Annotated in this window: 20 protein-coding genes and 1 tRNA gene; 5 read left to right on the plus strand and 16 right to left on the minus strand. The window is 43.5% G+C overall.

Going from position 1 to position 16273, the window contains the following annotated elements:
- Positions 1-11: 11 nt before the first annotated feature.
- On the plus strand, positions 12-1157 hold the full coding sequence (locus tag FO440_RS14320; protein ID WP_144248948.1) for an aldose epimerase family protein: 1146 nt from the start codon (positions 12-14) through the stop codon (positions 1155-1157).
- Positions 1158-1440: 283 nt separating this feature from the next.
- Here the strand turns inward: FO440_RS14320 and FO440_RS14325 are convergent, their stop codons facing one another.
- Both FO440_RS14325 and FO440_RS14330 read right to left on the minus strand, forming a co-directional pair.
- On the minus strand, positions 1441-4257 hold the full coding sequence (locus FO440_RS14325) for an outer membrane beta-barrel protein (protein WP_144248949.1): 2817 nt from the start codon (positions 4255-4257) through the stop codon (positions 1441-1443).
- Positions 4258-4291: 34 nt separating this feature from the next.
- Positions 4292-5128 (minus strand): hypothetical protein, encoded by an 837-nt coding sequence (locus tag FO440_RS14330; protein ID WP_144248950.1) that lies wholly within the window; start codon positions 5126-5128, stop codon positions 4292-4294.
- Between the two features lie 230 nt (positions 5129-5358).
- On the opposite strand from FO440_RS14330, the gene FO440_RS14335 reads away from it, so the two are divergent.
- Positions 5359-5432 (plus strand) — tRNA-Pro (locus tag FO440_RS14335).
- A 307-nt stretch (positions 5433-5739) separates the two neighbouring features.
- The gene (locus tag FO440_RS14340) at positions 5740-6963 is read left to right on the plus strand and encodes a site-specific integrase (protein WP_144248951.1); all 1224 of its coding nucleotides are present in this window, start codon (positions 5740-5742) and stop codon (positions 6961-6963) included.
- A gap of 102 nt (positions 6964-7065) precedes the next feature.
- Here FO440_RS14340 and FO440_RS14345 read toward each other — a convergent pair whose 3' ends face one another.
- The 11 genes from FO440_RS14345 to FO440_RS14385 all read right to left on the minus strand — a co-directional run bounded on the left by FO440_RS14345 (position 7066) and on the right by FO440_RS14385 (position 12891).
- On the minus strand, positions 7066-7860 hold the full coding sequence (locus FO440_RS14345; RefSeq protein ID WP_144248952.1) for a PRTRC system ThiF family protein: 795 nt from the start codon (positions 7858-7860) through the stop codon (positions 7066-7068).
- Positions 7857-8576, minus strand: a complete 720-nt coding sequence (locus FO440_RS14350; RefSeq protein ID WP_144248953.1) for a PRTRC system protein B — start codon at positions 8574-8576, stop codon at positions 7857-7859. The genes FO440_RS14345 and FO440_RS14350 overlap by 4 nt, the downstream gene beginning before the upstream one ends.
- Complete coding sequence (locus tag FO440_RS14355; RefSeq protein ID WP_144248954.1) at positions 8573-9541, minus strand: hypothetical protein; 969 nt, start codon at positions 9539-9541, stop codon at positions 8573-8575. The genes FO440_RS14350 and FO440_RS14355 overlap by 4 nt, the downstream gene beginning before the upstream one ends.
- An 11-nt stretch (positions 9542-9552) precedes the next feature.
- Positions 9553-9726, minus strand: a complete 174-nt coding sequence (locus FO440_RS24460; protein WP_186292676.1) for a hypothetical protein — start codon at positions 9724-9726, stop codon at positions 9553-9555.
- Positions 9726-9944, minus strand: a complete 219-nt coding sequence (locus tag FO440_RS14360; protein WP_144248955.1) for a PRTRC system protein C — start codon at positions 9942-9944, stop codon at positions 9726-9728. The genes FO440_RS24460 and FO440_RS14360 overlap by 1 nt, the downstream gene beginning before the upstream one ends.
- A gap of 3 nt (positions 9945-9947) precedes the next feature.
- Positions 9948-10529 (minus strand): PRTRC system protein E, encoded by a 582-nt coding sequence (locus FO440_RS14365; RefSeq protein ID WP_144248956.1) that lies wholly within the window; start codon positions 10527-10529, stop codon positions 9948-9950.
- Complete coding sequence (locus tag FO440_RS24465; protein WP_186292677.1) at positions 10526-11065, minus strand: hypothetical protein; 540 nt, start codon at positions 11063-11065, stop codon at positions 10526-10528. Before FO440_RS24465 ends, FO440_RS14365 begins: the two co-directional genes overlap by 4 nt.
- A gap of 62 nt (positions 11066-11127) precedes the next feature.
- Positions 11128-11481, minus strand: coding sequence for a single-stranded DNA-binding protein (locus FO440_RS14375; protein WP_144248957.1), 354 nt, complete (start codon positions 11479-11481; stop codon positions 11128-11130).
- Between the two features lie 353 nt (positions 11482-11834).
- The gene (locus FO440_RS24470; protein ID WP_186292678.1) at positions 11835-11987 is read right to left on the minus strand and encodes a hypothetical protein; all 153 of its coding nucleotides are present in this window, start codon (positions 11985-11987) and stop codon (positions 11835-11837) included.
- A 5-nt stretch (positions 11988-11992) separates the two neighbouring features.
- Positions 11993-12628, minus strand: a complete 636-nt coding sequence (locus tag FO440_RS14380) for a UPF0758 domain-containing protein (protein WP_144248958.1) — start codon at positions 12626-12628, stop codon at positions 11993-11995.
- A gap of 2 nt (positions 12629-12630) precedes the next feature.
- Positions 12631-12891, minus strand: a complete 261-nt coding sequence (locus FO440_RS14385) for a hypothetical protein (RefSeq protein ID WP_144248959.1) — start codon at positions 12889-12891, stop codon at positions 12631-12633.
- 270 nt (positions 12892-13161) lie between these two features.
- On the opposite strand from FO440_RS14385, the gene FO440_RS14390 reads away from it, so the two are divergent.
- Positions 13162-13455, plus strand: coding sequence for a hypothetical protein (locus FO440_RS14390; protein ID WP_186292679.1), 294 nt, complete (start codon positions 13162-13164; stop codon positions 13453-13455).
- Here FO440_RS14390 and FO440_RS14395 read toward each other — a convergent pair.
- Positions 13449-14963: a YifB family Mg chelatase-like AAA ATPase gene (locus FO440_RS14395; RefSeq protein WP_144248961.1), complete on the minus strand. Its 1515-nt coding sequence runs from the start codon at positions 14961-14963 to the stop codon at positions 13449-13451. The two genes, FO440_RS14390 and FO440_RS14395, sit on opposite strands and share 7 nt — an antisense overlap.
- A gap of 2 nt (positions 14964-14965) precedes the next feature.
- A complete protein-coding gene (locus tag FO440_RS14400; protein ID WP_144248962.1) occupies positions 14966-15298 on the minus strand; it encodes a single-stranded DNA-binding protein in 333 nt (110 codons plus the stop codon).
- 182 nt (positions 15299-15480) lie between these two features.
- Here FO440_RS14400 and FO440_RS14405 point away from each other — a divergent pair, with 182 nt between their 5' ends.
- Positions 15481-16113 (plus strand): TetR/AcrR family transcriptional regulator, encoded by a 633-nt coding sequence (locus FO440_RS14405; RefSeq protein WP_144248963.1) that lies wholly within the window; start codon positions 15481-15483, stop codon positions 16111-16113.
- Here FO440_RS14405 and FO440_RS24475 read toward each other — a convergent pair.
- Positions 16103-16273 carry a hypothetical protein gene (locus tag FO440_RS24475; protein ID WP_186292680.1) on the minus strand — a complete coding sequence of 57 codons (171 nt, stop codon included), beginning with the start codon at positions 16271-16273 and terminating at the stop codon, positions 16103-16105. The genes FO440_RS14405 and FO440_RS24475 overlap by 11 nt on opposite strands.

The raw sequence follows: 16273 nt of genomic DNA on the forward strand, positions 1-16273 counted from the left end.
AAATTAAAAACATGAACTTAAAATTTATCGCGGGTGCGTTGCCTGCCCTGCTTTTGGTGGCAGCCTGTAATTCGTCAACAAAAACAACTGTTACAGATAGCGTAAAAACCGATTCGGTAGCTAAGACAGATACATCAACCAAAAATGCATCGTTCTATACCCTGAAAAATAAAAATAATGTGCGGGCTATATTTACAAATTATGGCGGCCGCTTGGTAAGCTTGTTCGTACCGAATAAAAAAGGTAAAATAATTGACGTGGTTACCGGTTTTAAAACTGCCGAAGAATATAAAAAATCTACCGAACCCTATTTTGGCGCTACCATTGGCCGTTACGGCAACCGTATTGCAAAAGGCAAATTTATGTTAGATGGTAAACAGGTTACACTTACCATAAACAATGGCCCTAATACGCTGCATGGTGGTAAGGCTGGTTTTCAGTATGTGATGTTTGATGCTAAAATGCCCGATGATCATACTTTAGAACTAAGCTATCTGTCAAAAGATATGGAAGGCGGTTTCCCCGGGAATGCAAAAGTAAAGGTTACTTATAGCCTTAATGATGAAAATGAGTTACATATGGATTATGAAGCTACAACTGATAAAACTACGGTAATGAATTTGACCAACCACGCGTTCTTTAACTTAAATGGAGAGGGTAGTGGTACCATATTAAACCACATTGTACAGATCAATGCTGATAAATACACCCCGGTTGATTCAACGCTGATACCTACAGGCAAATTAGAACCGGTTGCAGGTACACCGTTTGATTTTAATAAACCAACAGCTATTGGCCTTAGAATTAAAGACAAGAACGAGCAGTTAAAAAATGGTACAGGTTACGATCATAACTTCGTATTATCGGGCACAGCGCCTGGTAAATTCGCGCACGCGGCTACAGTAATTGGCGACAAGAGCGGCGTGGTAATGGATGTGTATACCCAGGAGCCGGGACTGCAGTTTTACAGCGGTAATTTTATGCAGAGCAAGAATACATTTAAAGGCGGCAGCAAGGACGATTTCAGAACAGCTTTTGCTATGGAAACCCAGCATTTCCCTGATTCACCAAACGAGCCTTCATTTCCGACAACTACTTTAAAACCGGGAGAAACTTATAAAACATCGTCATACTATAAATTTTCGGTTAAGAAATAACCAGTATAAAAACATAAACAAAAAGGCGATGAGTTTTTAAACTTATCGCCTTTTTGTTTATAAATGTGGTGGCATTATATTGTCAGTGATTTTGTTTCATTTTGTTTCACCGTATTTTATTAATCGGCTGTATTTTAGGAGATTATTAAAAAAAGTTGTTTCACTTGTTTCATCTGTTTCACACTCTCGTGAAACAAAAACATACACCTGATATCCCGTGAAAAGCAAAAATCCCTGACCTGATAGGTCAAGGATTTTACTATCGCGTTAGCAATACAATAGCTTAGTTGTATATAAAGCTGCCGTCGCCTCGGCGCTGCATGTTCTTGCCGTTGCGTTGCGGCCGGCCTCCCCATTTTTGCAGGTTAAGGCGTAAGCCCACCAGGAAGTAGCGGCTGTTGGTGTTAGATATCGTACTTATCTGTCCGCCGGCGAATGGTTGTTGCAGGATGAAGTCGTTTTGATGTAGTACGTCAAATACGTCAAAGGTAAATACCAGGTTTCTCTTTTCCAGGAACTCCTTCTGGAAGCCCATATTGATAACAAAGGGATTGGTGCTGCCCTTTACCCCTGATACCAGGTTTTTACTTGCACTGTAATTGAGTTGGTAAGTTTGCTTAAAGTAAAACTTACCGTCAATAGCAAATTTAGTAGTTGAATATTGGGTACCCATGGCTTGAGCTATCGAACTAAAATTACGTGTTAAAGTATAGCCTACATAAGGGTTTACTTCAATGTTGTCATTCGGATTGATCCTTGGCCCAAACCGGTTATCAAATGACCATGTAGTTTGGTGAAATATATTGTTGGCTTCTTCTGCAGTTGCATAATTGTAATTTACGCTTCCGTTTAAAGAGAAATTGTATCTCCTGTCATCTAATTGCTTAGAGATGCTATAACCGGTTCCCCATGCATATGAGCCATCAAGGTTAATATAGTGTACCTCCCGGTAGGTAGAATGTGTGGTATCATTTGGGATTGGAATTGTTAAAACGTTAGTAGTAACCTTGTGCGTATACAAATTCAAATAACCACTAACACTAATATTAAACCTTGAGTTAGCCAGGTAATTGTTATACTTTCCGTTGATGGAGTGATTAAAGCCAGGGTCCAGGTTAGGATTACCAACGATAACGTTCAAAGGATTACTGCGATCTGTAAAAGGTTGTATTTGATCAAATGACGGATCAATATTGTTTCCATTATAGTTTAACTCCACTCTTTCAGTACGTGACCATGAGTATGAGAACCGGAATGCAGGTATTACTTTAAAATTATGGCGTGAGCTTGAAACATTTTGAGCTATACTGTTATCAACCTTTGTACCCGATAAGTCATAATTTATTGCGGTTGCACCAATAGACATGTTTACCTTCTTTCCATCCAGTCGATAATTAACTGTATATCTTGATTGGGTGATTGTGAAGTTGTAAATGTTGCTCAAATCAGGACGATGAACAATTGAATCCTGACCATTGACATCTTTGCGGATTTCTGTCTGCTGAGAATTTGCTGAATTGTCGGACTTTGAGAATTCGCCTCTGAATTCTAATAAAGAAATCAGACTTAAGGGTTCAGTATAGGTAGCAGAACCGTTGAACGATGTATTTATGTTATGCCTGTTAGTTAAAAGATGCACCGTAGAGTCTTTTATTACGGTGTTCATCGTGGTGTCTTTGAAATAAAGGTAATGTTTGTTTGTATTACCATCATTCGTGTTGTCGTTATGCGAATAGCCTAAATTGATTGAAATATTCCTTTTAGGTTTTTTAAAGAGATGTACATAAAGCGCATTTGCTCCAAAATTTGTATTCGAACCTGTGTTAGTACTTACTCCATCACTTAAAAGATGTTGAAAATTTGAAACACCAAGACTGTTACTGAAATCATCGGTTTCATTTCGTCTGTAATTGTTTGAGTTTGATGAATTGGAAATGCCAAAATTCGGATTTATCTGGATGAAATTCAGGCTATCAGCTTGTATTTCAATTTGAAAATGCCCGTTTTGTCCATTACCGTGATTTTCGGCGCTTCCCTGCTGATCAAATTTTACAGGCCCTCCAAAATTTGTTTCGCTTTTTTGTGTGACATAGTTGCCAAATTGGTGGTTTATTGAATTATTATTATTAAACCAATAACCATAACTGGTATTAACCTGCACTTTTTTACTCCACTGATCACGATAGCTCACATTTGGTGAACCTGTATGTGTAGTGCCCGGATTACCACCGCCAATACCGTCAACGGTACTTTTAGCGTCCCCAATAACACTTACTACCTGGTTAGCATCTATATGCTGAACCGAGACAGAAGCATTATACCTGCCGTTATTACCTGCCTGATCGGTTGTACGGCCGGTGATACCTACAGATCTGTCGGGTTTAGTGGTGATATTTAAGATCTTTTGCGGAGTTCCTGTTTTAATGCCGGTGCGGGCAGCCTGGTCGCCATAATCGTCAACTATCTGTAGCTTTTCAACTATATCTGCTGGTAAATTTTTAAGGGCTTGTGATACGCTGCCGCCTGCAAATTCCTTACCGTTCAGTTTGGCCTTAACAACTGCTTCACCCTGGTGTGTTAATGATCCATCTGAGCCAACTTCCATACCCTCCATTTTCTTTAACAGTTCGTCGATGGTGGCATTGGGCCGTACTTTATAATCGCTTGCGCGGTATTCAACAGTATCTGTTTTATAGGTTACACTGGGCGTGCCATTGATTTTTACTTCGTTAAGCTGATTGGTTTCAGTCTTTAGCGTTATCGGGTCGAGAACTATTTTCTTTGCTATATCACTATTAAGATATTTTTTCACAAACGTTGTACTGCCTATACTTGAAACAGTTACGTTAAATACGGCCTTTTTTACGTCTTTAAACACGAATATACCATCTTCGTTTGTGGCGGTTCGTATGGTGTCCACTGCTGATTTTAAAGTCACCAGCGCGCCAATAACGGTTTCTCCTTTCTCATCCTTTACCACACCACTCACTTCGCGTGAAGGTAGGGGGGGAGGCGGTTGCGCAGGTTTATTTTGTGCCGATATTTTTGACGATATCAACAATAAAAATAAGATGGGTATAATCGGTAAAAGTTTTTTCATATTAGGGTATAAGTATATAATGGTTCAGGGTAACTTACTTTTCGGCTAAAGTATATTTACCCCAAAAATCGGTAGGAGCTAACAGCTCCTGGTAGTCAATATTATTTCGTCCGCCGCCGGAACCACCACGTCCGCCGCCGCCACCACGACCGCCACGTCCTCCGCCACCTCCACCAAAGCCGCCGGTAGCAGGAACTGGTATGCCGCTAAGCATTATCTGGTAAGCAAATTCTTTTGGTGAGTCGGCAGATAAGCCAAGGATTTTAAGCGGTACAGCCATTTCATAAGTTAGGCTACCCTGATCGTCATATCCTACCAATGCTTTAATACTGTATTCGTTATAGATAGATATCAAGGTATCTGTAATGTCTTTAAAGCCTAAAACTTTAATTTCTTTAGCTGCTTCGATGAATTGCTTGTGCGCTTCTTCAGTAGCTGCTTTAGCAGCCGAGTCAGACAAAGGCGCTCCGCCATTTCTTCCCCCACCAAAACCACCACGTCCCCGTCCGCCACGTCCAACTGCTCTGCCTACAACAGGATAGGTTAAGCTGAAGGCATCCTTTTCGTTTTTCTTATCATCGGTGTTTACATTAAGCGTGATACCACCCGCGGCAATTTTGGCATTATTGGTAGCATCGGTTGATTTTGCAACCAGGTATAGATATTTCTCATCGTTAGCTAAGCTGTAGTATAGCTTAACGTTTTTGTTATAGGCCTGAAAATTATTGTTCCATTCGGCAATGTTGCCATCAATTTTAACATTTTGTACAGCCCATAAACCAGCAGCTTGTACACTTTTTAACTTGTCCTGGGCAAAGTTTTGCGAAATGCAAAATGCAATCAGCAGTAATGATAACACACATTTTTTCATGTCGGTATTTGTTTAAAATTGATGACCGTGAAATTACGACGAAGTTTAATTTAATATCGTAATGTCATACAATTGTTGCTTAGTTGTGATGTAATTGTTGCACAAAATGTTAGCTAAACTGGTATATACATGATTATTAAATGTTTAATGAAGGTGTTTAATTGGCTGTCGTATTTATTTGAAAAAATATTTGCAGCAGTGTTTTTTAATCCTACCTTTGCAATCCCAATCGGGATGTAGCGTAGCCCGGTATCGCGCCACATTTGGGATGTGGAGGCCGCAGGTTCGAATCCTGCCATCCCGACGGATAGCGATATCAAAAAGAATCAAAACCCTGTAAGTCATCTGATTTACAGGGTTTTGTGCTTTATAGCCCTTCCCCAAATCATCAAAAAAACGCATAGTTTATCAAGTTGTTGGATACCAAAGTGCACACCTAAAATTTTATTTTAGATTTGAGGTATTCAAAAGTGATGTAAGTAGCTGTTATACAGTTAGTTGTAAGCGTTCAAAATTGACGAATTTTGCCTGTTTTTACATCGTTTTGCGCCCTATTTGAGTCAGTTTATTTACCTGAAAAATTAAATGAAACTCAATTAAAATCAAATGATATGAAAACAACTAACAGCTTTGGGGTCTATTTTACGATAAGAGTAGACAAAGAAAAAGACGGAATCGCACCGATTTATGCGGGAATTACGGTCAATGGCACAAAATCTCTCATGGCTTTACAGGAAAAAGTTAGCGTCAAATGCTGGGATATTAATAAAGGACTTGGTAAAAACAATACGGCTGAAGGCAAAAAAATTAACGCCTACCTGGAGGAGGTTAGGCAATCCATCACAGCATGTTATAAGGATTTGCAGTTACAAAGGAAGGTCATAACTGTAGAAACGGTCAAAGCAACCTTTCTTCGTACAGGTAGTGACGAACACACTTTAGCTGAGATCGCTACCTATCATAATGAAACTTCTGCCGGGGTGCTTGCGGCCGGCACGATGAAAAACTATTACACCACTCAAAAATATATCGAAGAATTTGTGCAGGCCCATTTCAAAAGGAAGGCGTATTTCCTTACCGAACTTAACTATAAATTCATCCTCGATTTCGAAACCTTTCTTCGTAAACGCGTACCGGTGGACCATCAGAAACCGCTTACGAATAATGGTATCATGAAACACCTCGAACGTTTCCGTAAGATGATTAATCTGGCTTATAAACTAGAGTGGATACACCGTGACCCGTTTGAGAAATTTCAATTAAAATTCAACAGGGTGGAGAAAGATTATTTATCAGGTGATGAACTGGCGGCCCTGGAACAAAAAGAATTGTCGCTCCCGCGATTATCGGTGGTCAGGGATATTTTTGTTTTCTGCTGCTACACGGGTCTGGCATTCGTGGACGTTGCTAATCTGTCTTACGAAAACATAGTAAAAGGGCAGGACGGAGAACTTTGGATCAAAACTTCCCGCCAAAAAACAACGGTTCCGGTTGACGTGCCGCTGCTTGATCAGGCAAAAACAATCATGGGGCGTTACAAAAATAATATCCGAGCGAGATCCGGCGGCACTATTTTTCCGATGATCTCAAATCAAAAGATGAATAGTTACCTAAAAGAACTGGCAGAGCGGTGTGACATTACCAAAGTGCTGACCTTTCACATCGCCAGGCATACGTTTGCGACTACCGTGACCTTGTTAAACGGGGTTCCGATGGAAACAGTCAGTAAGTTACTTGGGCACACCACGATGAGATCAACGCAGGTTTATGCTAAAGTGATTGAAAAAAAGGTTAGTGAGGATATGGCAAAATTAAACCTCTTACTCAGCAAGTGATCTTTCTATGCGCACAATTCCGGCCAGACCAAACCCTATGGGGTACAAACCAAAGTCAAGCGACATGTCCTTTTTCGCCCCGGTATCCCGGGGCGAAATTTTTTAGGATAATTTAATCGGTTGCGTTCTGAAGTTTTTAAGATGAATAAACGCGCCACGGTTAAAAATCATTCCTTCACGGAAGAGTTGCCAAAGTAATTCTCCGCCCAGAATGGCGATTGCAGGATTGATAAATAAATCCTGTTGGGTCAATGCTTCTGCCAATGAGCAACTGGGCGTGTTGTCGGATTTATCCGCCTGTTCCAGCTCATCCCGGAACATTTCTGTAATAAATGGCAGATTACTTACAGTGGTAAATTTTTCAGATTCAGGTTGCCTGATATTTGCTATGGTTGAAAGAATGGCTTGCCCCGTATCTTTACTATTTCCCAAATCCAGCCAGTAAAGCGGTTGATCCCGATTATATCTTTTGCTCAGGTTCATTTCGTAAAGAAGCTCGCTGATTTCGAAACGGGATTTGGCCGTGTCTACACAAGAAATATGGATGTTTGCCCTGTAGCTGTCAATGTCATATAGATCATTCCCGAAACGCCGGGCTTTGGCTTTCCAGTTTGTACCAAAAAAAACATTATACCTGTTTACAAGCGTTACGGATTTATGGAGTCCGATTTCACTCTCGGAAAACAACTGCCTGCCGATATTGGCTTCGGTAATCCGGTCATCATCGTAAACGGTCACCGACAATCCCGGATGGTCAAGGTGAAGCAGTGCATAGTTAATGCGTGCCAAAGCCGTAAGCATCTGGCTCCCTGTTCCGCCTGCGCCGATTAAGTTGACAGTTAACGGATTGGTCGGGTTGATGATATAGTTGTCAGTAATATGTACACTTGTTTTCATGCGATCAGCTTTTTAACAGAGATATTGTTCGGGATAAGGCAGTCGTTTGGAAACGGAGTGCCGTGTATAATTTGGTTTTGCCATAACTGGATGATGTTGCCTTTTACAGGTTGGTGACCATCAAAAAGGTGGCTGAAATAGCTGTTAAAGAAATAGTTATGCCATAAGGCCATAAAATCTTCGAGGTGGCAATTATTGGGGATTTTCACTGCTACGCTCCCCATACATACCCTGCCACCTGCATAGATATTGAAAAAAGGGGCATGGTAAAGCAGTGAAGTAGCCGTAATTGTTTCGTCCTTTACCGAAAAGACGGAAAGACTGTTTTTGCCCGCCTTCCATAGCAGGGCGGGTATGTATCCTTCACCGCAAGGAATGTCTAAACTGTCGGTAAACAGTAGTTTTGTCTTTTGTTCGGGTGTGCGCCATAAGGCATAACCATCATGCCCTGTTTTCAAAAACACCACGTTTGGGCTAAGCAATTCTTTCGGGTTCAAAAAATTGCATTGTTTTTTCTCCCTTACCTGTAAAGATTTAGCCAAGCTGTTCGCTTCCCTGACCGAAAGCGGATGGGCGTTAATGGGTAAACCATCTTCGTCGATATCATAGCATTCCACGTGAACGCTGTTTTGATTATCATTATTTTTCCCCTCAAATATGACAAAGGCTTTGGTAGGGTGAGATAAGTTTCCGAATTTGTTGGTCAAATCGTTCATGGCAGTTCAGTTAACAGGCAACACAATTCATTAATAATTTCAATTACTTTTTCCTCATAACCCAATTGGTCATGATAGCTTCCTTTTTCTTTGTTGAAAGCGATATTTACCTCGAAATTTTGCGTACCTGAACGTTCATTAAAATCGTCGTTCAGCATATTTTTGATGTTTTCGTAAACCGCCCCCGAAGTTTCGCCAATGAAGGATATATAATCTGTGACCAAAACTTTCCCCGTCCCGTAGTAGTCATCTTCATCCTCGTCTTCCTGCGCTACATTTTGATAGAGATTTGCGTAGGGGTATGCCACCCAAACCGCTAATGTTTCTTTGGCTATTTTTAGACAATCCTGTTGAAATTTACTTTGAGGTTCACAAGCCTGGATAAGGTCTTGTAACAGTAATAAATAGCTTTCATCCGCTAAATAGGGTTCAATTTTTTCGCCGATTGCCAGCATTTCGTCAAGGTTAGACCTTTGTTCTTTATAATCTTCATCATCCATGCTCCCCTTATCATCTTCTATCCAGCCATCCATAATATCATATAAATAGCAGATGTAGCTTTCGCTGTCCCGGTAGTGACAGACCCCGGCTTTACGATACAGGTAAACACAAACCCCCATCAACAATTTAAGCCATTCATCGGCCTTGTCCTGCAGCCCTTTGTAAAGCGACGCGACAGGTATATAATACAGGTCATAACCGGTATCTAAGGTTTCTGCGACCGAAACGGTAATGGATTTCTCCCCGTCATTTTCTGTGACACATAAACTCCTGTAACGTCCCTTGACCCGCATTTTCCGGTTAGCATCCCAATTGGACAAAAGCACATTGTATGGATAGGGGAACTGGCTGACATCCATCAAGTCGATGTTATAAAATGACCTGACCCGTTTTTGCGATTTTAAATAAATAGCTTCGACTTGTTGTCTTTTGGGTAGCTGTTCCGATATTTCGTATTTCGGCAAAAACCGATGCCTTAAAAAACCATGGGCAATAATGCCTGCGGTGCAGGGCGGAGCTTGTTCGACCTTGCTTCCCTGGCGTCGGGAAGTCTGTCGAGGTCGTGGGCGAAGTGTGCGATTTGCTGATAGAGTTTGCATTGCTGTTGGGTTAGTGTCGGGAGTAATCCTGTGGTTTTGTCTTTTTTCATTATCCTTTCGTACCTATGGTGGAAACAAACTGGTATTCAATGGCATCCTTTTTAATCTCAGGGCCTGCAATTTTTGCGGTCGTGAGGATGGCATACAACCCTGAATAGAAGTTACAGACCTCTTCGGGTGTCAGGTTTACATCGGGGTCGGTCAAACGGACTTCCTGCCCGTTTTCCTTGTGTATAAAAACACGGGGTAATAACTGTGATAATAGCATGGCTTATGCGTTAAATAAAGTGAGTGCCTTTTCATACTGTTCCCGTTTACGTTCGAGGTCGGCTTGTTTTTTCTCCAGTTCGGTCTTCCTGTCGGGGTAATCTTCAATCTTTGGCAGAAAGGTCAGGGCTTCGGCATATTTACAGGCATCGTTCAATTCAGCGACCTTTTTCATCGCTTCCTCATAATCCTTCCGCTTTTCTTCCTTATCAGGTTTAGGTACGGTCGAAACTTCTATTCCGTCTTTCGGCTCTGCAGGCTTCGCCAGTGCTTTGGCTTTCTTTTTATCCTGCTCCATTTTAGACTGTTTTTGCGCATCTTCCAAGCCCTTTACATAGTCGTTTATGTTATGGAACAAGCCCGATGCCTGTTGTACCGGTTGCCGTATGGTGTCAAAAAAATGTTCGTCCAGTTCTTCGGCAGTGCCTTGCAACTGCATCGGTGGCACTAATTTTTGCGCATTATCTTTGACTTCCGCCGTAGCGAACAGAACAGCTACGCTAAACTGTCCGTCTTCCTTGCTTTGGATAACTAAATTCCATTTACCCGGTAAATGTAATTCATTGATTTGCTGAAAAAAGTTCATGGTTTTGGTTTGGTTTTATCTCTTAAAATAATCAAGGTATTGCGTTGCATGGTGTAGTCGAAGGCAAAGCCTGAGACCCGCTGTCTGCGTACCAGTTCCGCACCCTCGTCGTCCCACTTGAAATTGGGCAGGGCATTTGCCCTGTCAATTAAGCCCTGATTGGACAGGTGTTTGAATTTTTCTTTGACATAGCTTTCGATGTCATTTTCTATCAGCAAGTAATCTCGCAGACGGTCATTCAGATATTTCCCCTTGCGGAACACTTCCGCACCCCAGTCATATTTTTCCTCGCAAAAATCCACCTTGCGCAGGCAAAGGTCGATATCGTAACGGTAATCCGCATTCAGGCGCAAAAGCCCGTCCATCGTGCAATGTTCTCTTAATAAGACCATTTCCTTTTCCGCATCACGAAAGGAAAATAAAGGCAATAAAACCTGTTCCACAAAATAGCCCTGTTCAGGGGCGCTACTATTGTCTGCTACGGCAATGATTTCTTTGCCATTCGATAAAGTGATATATAAATTTGAACGTGTCATCTGCTAAAATTTAAGATTTGAAAAAGCAGGTTTATCGGCTTAGCCTGCATGCCATTAGAGATTTACTTCGTAGCTACCCTGAGTTCTTTTTTCGTAGGTGCTGCTGCAGGCGCTTTCGCTAACAATTTTACCGTACCGACATTGCAAACTAAACTGGCCATCGCCTCGGCATCCTTGCTTATCCACGGTTTTGCTTCAACACGCCCTGAAATTTCAACGATAGTGCCTTTTTTGAGGTATTCGGCTAAACCCGGATTCACCCAATAAGAACATTCCACGAACGTGGTAATTTCTCTTTTTTCGCCTTCTTTAGTTTTGAAGCGGTCATTAATAGCCACATTGAAACCGGTTACTTTTCTGTCGCCTTTGACATTTCTGACTGCTGCATCGGCAGTCAATCTTCCTGAGAATAACATAATTTAATAGATTAAATAAAACAATAATTTTTTCGCCGGCCGTCGGGGCTATTCCCCTCTTTTTAGCCTTTGATAAAGGCTGTAAATTTTAGCGCATAGGCGCTGGCAAGGCTGCCGCAAAAAATACTACCCAGCAGGGGTGGAGATTTTTTTAGCGGCACTCTGCATGGCCTTGCCGGGGCCGTAGCGCGGTATCCCTTTGCCTGCATCAAAGGCTAAAAAGAGGGGATAAACTATTTAAACAATGTGATCGCAGATCCCAATCCAACAGTTCGTAAGGACGGACGCTTTCCCGGCTACCATTGCCGGGCGCGGCGGCCGGACCGGAGGACTGGGTAATAAAATGACGGTGGTCAGCAAACTAACACAGTTTGTTGACCACCGTTATTTCTAAAATCGGCGTTGCTGGTATACACCTGCATCGCCTGCAGTCCGTCAGGGATAGGAGTGGCATCCTGCGCAGCAGATATAACGGATAGCCCGGCCTGCCTCGCAGGGACGGCCAAAAGGACTAAATATCTACGATTAATAACTTCCTCATTTTGATCGTCATCATGCCCGCAGCTGCTTCCAGTTGCAGGATGAACGCCCGCTCTTTCTTTTCAAAGATCTTCGGTAGCATCCTGGTTTTCCTGCAAACCAGGAACTCCGTCGCACCCGCTTCCAGGGCAGGGGTCAGTAGTTGTTTAACGGACGGCGGTTTGTTTTGTACGATCCCTATTTCTTTCGTTGCCAGCAATTCCTGGCGGTTGTTCAGCATGATCAGAAAGTAGCCGATGCTTTCTTGCTTTTCCAGGTAGGGCCGGATAAAAGTTTCTGCCTCTTTATTGGTTTTTAAATTAAGTGGCGTTCCGTTTTGAAAAAACGCGCGCTTGCCGAATTCAAGAGCGGCGGTGAGTTCGATAGCTTTTACTTTTCCAATGCCTTTGATTTGTTTTAATTCCTGAATGCTCATTTTAGCAAGTATTGCGGGCTGGTCGTCAATGACGGTAATCAGTTTGCCGCAGATTTCATTTAACGGGGCACTTCGAGTGCCTGATCCGATAAGGATCGACAGGAGTTCCATGTTGCTCAGCGCACCCGGACCGAGAGTCAACAGGCGCTCGCGCGGACGGTCTGTCGTTGAAATGCTTTTAATGTCCTGCATCTTTATGCGCTGATCCCTAATTGCCCGGAACTATACCTGCCCAACAACATCGACATGGCTTCCACTAAAAATTGAAGATCGTCTTCTAAAAAGATGATCTCGTATCTCGTGAAACTTTCGTCTTTCGCCTGGTCCCTGCGGGTGATGCGCAGGTAATGATTCTTGTTTTTTGCCTGTTTAATATCCAGGTAAAACTGGCGGTTTTGATTAAAAAAGTACTCGCTGTCGATTATACCTGTCAGCTTTGTTTTATGCTTTTCCATTTTTTTTGTATTGGGTTGCAGCAAAGTTGATAACGGGGCGGCTAAGATTTATGCGTTTAAATGGGTAGAAACGTTTATAAATGTTTCTTATCTACCACCACGGGATGTTTCGTAACAGATATTTAGCGTATGGAAGAAATCGCAGAACGTATTTGTAAAGACTGTGGCAAGCCTTTGGGGGCAGGCCGCGAAGACCGGCAATATTGTGATGACGGCTGCCGGACGAATTACAATAATCGTAAGCGCCGGGAAAATCAGAAAACACAACAGGTGACGCAGCTCGCTGAAAATACCCCGGAACTGAGCGTGCCGGACTATATCTCGCGTATCCAGGAGATCATTTTGAGGAACCGGGAACTGCTGAAGGAATTATGCGATGAAGACACAGCGGGAAGGATAAGGCTGCGCAGGCTGGAAGGGAGAGGTTTTAACACTAAGTTTTTTACCAGCGAAGCTGAACCTACAGGATCAGGAAACGTTTACAGGTTTTGTTTCGAATATGGTTACCGGATGACAGACGACGAAATGGTGATCGTCATCTGTCGGGAACGGGAGATCTATTGAAAATAGTCCTGGTCAAGGCAGCGGAGGGAGATGGCTTCCGACAGATGGAGCAAGCCGATGTTTTCCGAACCCGCCATATCCGCAATGGTGCGCGCTACTTTCAAAATCCGGTCATGCGATCTTGCCGAAAGCTGATGTTTTTGGAGCACGGTCAGGAAAAGTTCATGTTCAGCCGGTGCCAGACTGCAATGTTTTTTTATTAATTCGGGTGCCAATGAAGCATTTTGAACTCCCTGGCGACGAATCTGGCGCTCGAGGGTAGTCAAGACCCGTTTTGCTATGGTGGCGCTGGTATCAATCTTCAGGATCGGTTGCTGCGCAGTGTAAGCGACGGGAGGCACCTTCACCTGCAAGTCTATGCGGTCCAGTAAGGGCCCTGAAATTTTTTGCAGGTAGCGCCTGATACTTTCAGGACTGCATGAACATTTCCTTCCCGGATGTTTAAAGTATCCGCAGGGGCAGGGGTTCATGGCGGCGGCCAGGAGAAAGTCTGCCGGAAGATCGGCATTATAACTGGCCCGCGATATCGTGATGGTTTTTGCTTCCAGCGGTTGTCTTAAAGACTCTAGTACAGCTTTTCTAAACTCAGGAAGTTCATCAAGGAACAATATGCCGTTGTGTGCCAGTGAGATCTCACCCGGCATCAAGGGCGACCCGCCACCCACCATCGCGATGTCACTTGCCGTGTGATGGGGTTTCCGGAATGGCCTGCAGCTTTCAAAAAAGACCTGGTCGGAACGGCTGGCAACGGAATAGATCTTCGTCGTTTCAAGCGCTTCTTCTGTTGTCAATTTCGGCATGATCCCGGGCAGCCGGTTAGCGATCATTGTTTTGCCGGAACCGGGCGGCCCGATCAGCAGAATATTATGGCCGCCTGCAGCCGAAATTTCCATGGCCCGCTTTATTTTTTGTTGACCGCTGATGTCAGCAAAATCCAGTTTGGGCAGGGGTTGTATACCTACTTTTTCTTTGCCGGTCGGAGGTAAACTTAATTCAAAATCTGAGGGCCGGCGTAAACAGGCGATCACTTCTTGGAGTGTCGCAAGACCATATACTTTTATACCGCTGACAATGGCTGCCTCGGGACTGTTTTCAGTCGGCAGGATGAGCGTATCAAAACCTGCTTTGCGGGCTTTCAATGTGATGGCTATCGCGCCGCGAACAGGCCGAAGATAGCCATTTAGCGAAAGTTCGCCCGCAAACAGGGTTTTATCGAGATCCAAATCGAGCTGACCAGATGCAGCAAGGATGCTGATGGCTATGGGCAGGTCAAAACCTGCGCCTTCCTTGCGCAGCCCCGCAGGTCCCATATTGATCAGCACTTTCTGGCGTGGCATGTGCAGGCCCGCGCTTTCTATGGCGCTTTCGACGCGGAAGAGACTTTCCTTGACGGATTCCCCCGGCAATCCAATGATGAAATACTGAACACCGGGCGAGATCCTGGTTTCAACAGTGATCAATTCCGCATCGATGCCCATGACGGCGGCAGAGTAAACGGTCGCGGCCATAACTAATTTCGCAGGAAGTCTATTTCGTTCACGAATACTTCCATGCTGTGGCGTTTAATGCCGTCTTTGTCGGTATAATAACGGCTTACCAGGCGACCCTCTACGGCAATTTTGCTGCCTTTATCAAGATATTTTTCGGCAAGGGTAGCTTGCTGTTCCCATAATACGATCGGGTGCCAGTTCACTTCTTTTACGCGGTCGCCCTGGTCATTCTTCCTGAAGTGATTGGTGGCCAAACTGAGTTTGACATACTTTTTTTCATTGTCTGTGAATTTTACTTCTGGCGCGGCGCCTAAGAATCCGGTCAGCCGGACGCTGTTGCTTAATGTACTCATTTGTTTTTTTCTTGGCCGGTAAATTCCGGTGAGGCAAAATTGAATAGCACGGAGCGTAAAGGATTTATTTTAACCGAATAAAAACGTTTTTAAACGGGTTGAAAATTATCCGAAAATATTCTTGAGTTATCTACCACCTGGTAAATTAATGATGCTTAACTTGTACTTTAAAATCTAAATCAATGTCAAGGAAGAGAAATCCCGATGATAAGCGGTCCCGCCTGGTCGCCGCCGTTGCCGATACCCTCGCTGAAAGCGGGCATCAAGGTTTGGGAATGAACCGGATCGTAACAAAGTCAGGTGTCAGCAAGCCGATGGTGTATGAGTATTTTGGGAATTTGAATGGTTTATTGAAGGCGTATATTGGCCGGAAGGATTCCTGGCTGACTTATTTCGAGTCGATACGATTGCCGGAGAACCCGACGACGGAGGAATTGAAGAATTGCTTTGTCAAGTTATTGCAGGATCAGTTTCGTTATTTCCATTCAGACAAAGAAATGCAGAAACTGGTGTTATGGCAGATCAGCGAATATAATCCGCTGATGCGGGCGACTTGTGAGGCGAGGGAGCGGGAGGGTTTACGTTTACTGGAACTGGCGGATGGCCATTTCCGGAAAAGCGGGGTGAGTTTAAAGGCGGTGATGGGTATGCTGGTTGGGGGCATCTATTATAATATATTACATAGCAGTGCCGGCTTGGGAACGATCGCGGGTATTGATATCCGGAATGAAAATGAATACGAGATGGTAATGAAAACGATTGAACAAATTATTGACTGGGCTTTCCAGGCGGCAGCAAATGAAATCAGCGTTTAAATTTTGAACGGTCACAACGCCTGGATACCCGCCATGCGAACAGCATCCAGACGATAACGGTTACACTCAGATAAGGCAAGGGGTTATTGGATTTGGTGCTGCCGAGTAGCGCGCCGGTGGAGATAAATAAGGTAAGCAGGAAGTGTACGGTGGTTTTCAT

The sequence above is a fragment of the Mucilaginibacter corticis genome (assembly GCF_007558865.1).
GTDB lineage: Bacteria > Bacteroidota > Bacteroidia > Sphingobacteriales > Sphingobacteriaceae > Mucilaginibacter > Mucilaginibacter corticis.

What these genes read in the sequence shown, in the direction of transcription:
- FO440_RS14320 (WP_144248948.1), top strand. Translation starts at nt 12, where the DNA reads ATGAACTTAAAATTTATCGCGGGTGCGTTGCCTGCCCTGCTTTTGGTG.
- FO440_RS14325 (WP_144248949.1), bottom strand. Translation starts at nt 4,257, where the DNA reads ATGAAAAAACTTTTACCGATTATACCCATCTTATTTTTATTGTTGATA.
- FO440_RS14330 (WP_144248950.1), bottom strand. Translation starts at nt 5,128, where the DNA reads ATGAAAAAATGTGTGTTATCATTACTGCTGATTGCATTTTGCATTTCG.
- FO440_RS14340 (WP_144248951.1), top strand. Translation starts at nt 5,740, where the DNA reads ATGAAAACAACTAACAGCTTTGGGGTCTATTTTACGATAAGAGTAGAC.
- FO440_RS14345 (WP_144248952.1), bottom strand. Translation starts at nt 7,860, where the DNA reads ATGAAAACAAGTGTACATATTACTGACAACTATATCATCAACCCGACC.
- FO440_RS14350 (WP_144248953.1), bottom strand. Translation starts at nt 8,576, where the DNA reads ATGAACGATTTGACCAACAAATTCGGAAACTTATCTCACCCTACCAAA.
- FO440_RS24460 (WP_186292676.1), bottom strand. Translation starts at nt 9,726, where the DNA reads ATGAAAAAAGACAAAACCACAGGATTACTCCCGACACTAACCCAACAG.
- FO440_RS14360 (WP_144248955.1), bottom strand. Translation starts at nt 9,944, where the DNA reads ATGCTATTATCACAGTTATTACCCCGTGTTTTTATACACAAGGAAAAC.
- FO440_RS14365 (WP_144248956.1), bottom strand. Translation starts at nt 10,529, where the DNA reads ATGAACTTTTTTCAGCAAATCAATGAATTACATTTACCGGGTAAATGG.
- FO440_RS24465 (WP_186292677.1), bottom strand. Translation starts at nt 11,065, where the DNA reads ATGACACGTTCAAATTTATATATCACTTTATCGAATGGCAAAGAAATC.
- FO440_RS14375 (WP_144248957.1), bottom strand. Translation starts at nt 11,481, where the DNA reads ATGTTATTCTCAGGAAGATTGACTGCCGATGCAGCAGTCAGAAATGTC.
- FO440_RS14380 (WP_144248958.1), bottom strand. Translation starts at nt 12,628, where the DNA reads ATGCAGGACATTAAAAGCATTTCAACGACAGACCGTCCGCGCGAGCGC.
- FO440_RS14385 (WP_144248959.1), bottom strand. Translation starts at nt 12,891, where the DNA reads ATGGAAAAGCATAAAACAAAGCTGACAGGTATAATCGACAGCGAGTAC.
- FO440_RS14395 (WP_144248961.1), bottom strand. Translation starts at nt 14,963, where the DNA reads ATGGCCGCGACCGTTTACTCTGCCGCCGTCATGGGCATCGATGCGGAA.
- FO440_RS14400 (WP_144248962.1), bottom strand. Translation starts at nt 15,298, where the DNA reads ATGAGTACATTAAGCAACAGCGTCCGGCTGACCGGATTCTTAGGCGCC.
- FO440_RS14405 (WP_144248963.1), top strand. Translation starts at nt 15,481, where the DNA reads ATGTCAAGGAAGAGAAATCCCGATGATAAGCGGTCCCGCCTGGTCGCC.
- FO440_RS24475 (WP_186292680.1), bottom strand. Translation starts at nt 16,273, where the DNA reads ATGAAAACCACCGTACACTTCCTGCTTACCTTATTTATCTCCACCGGC.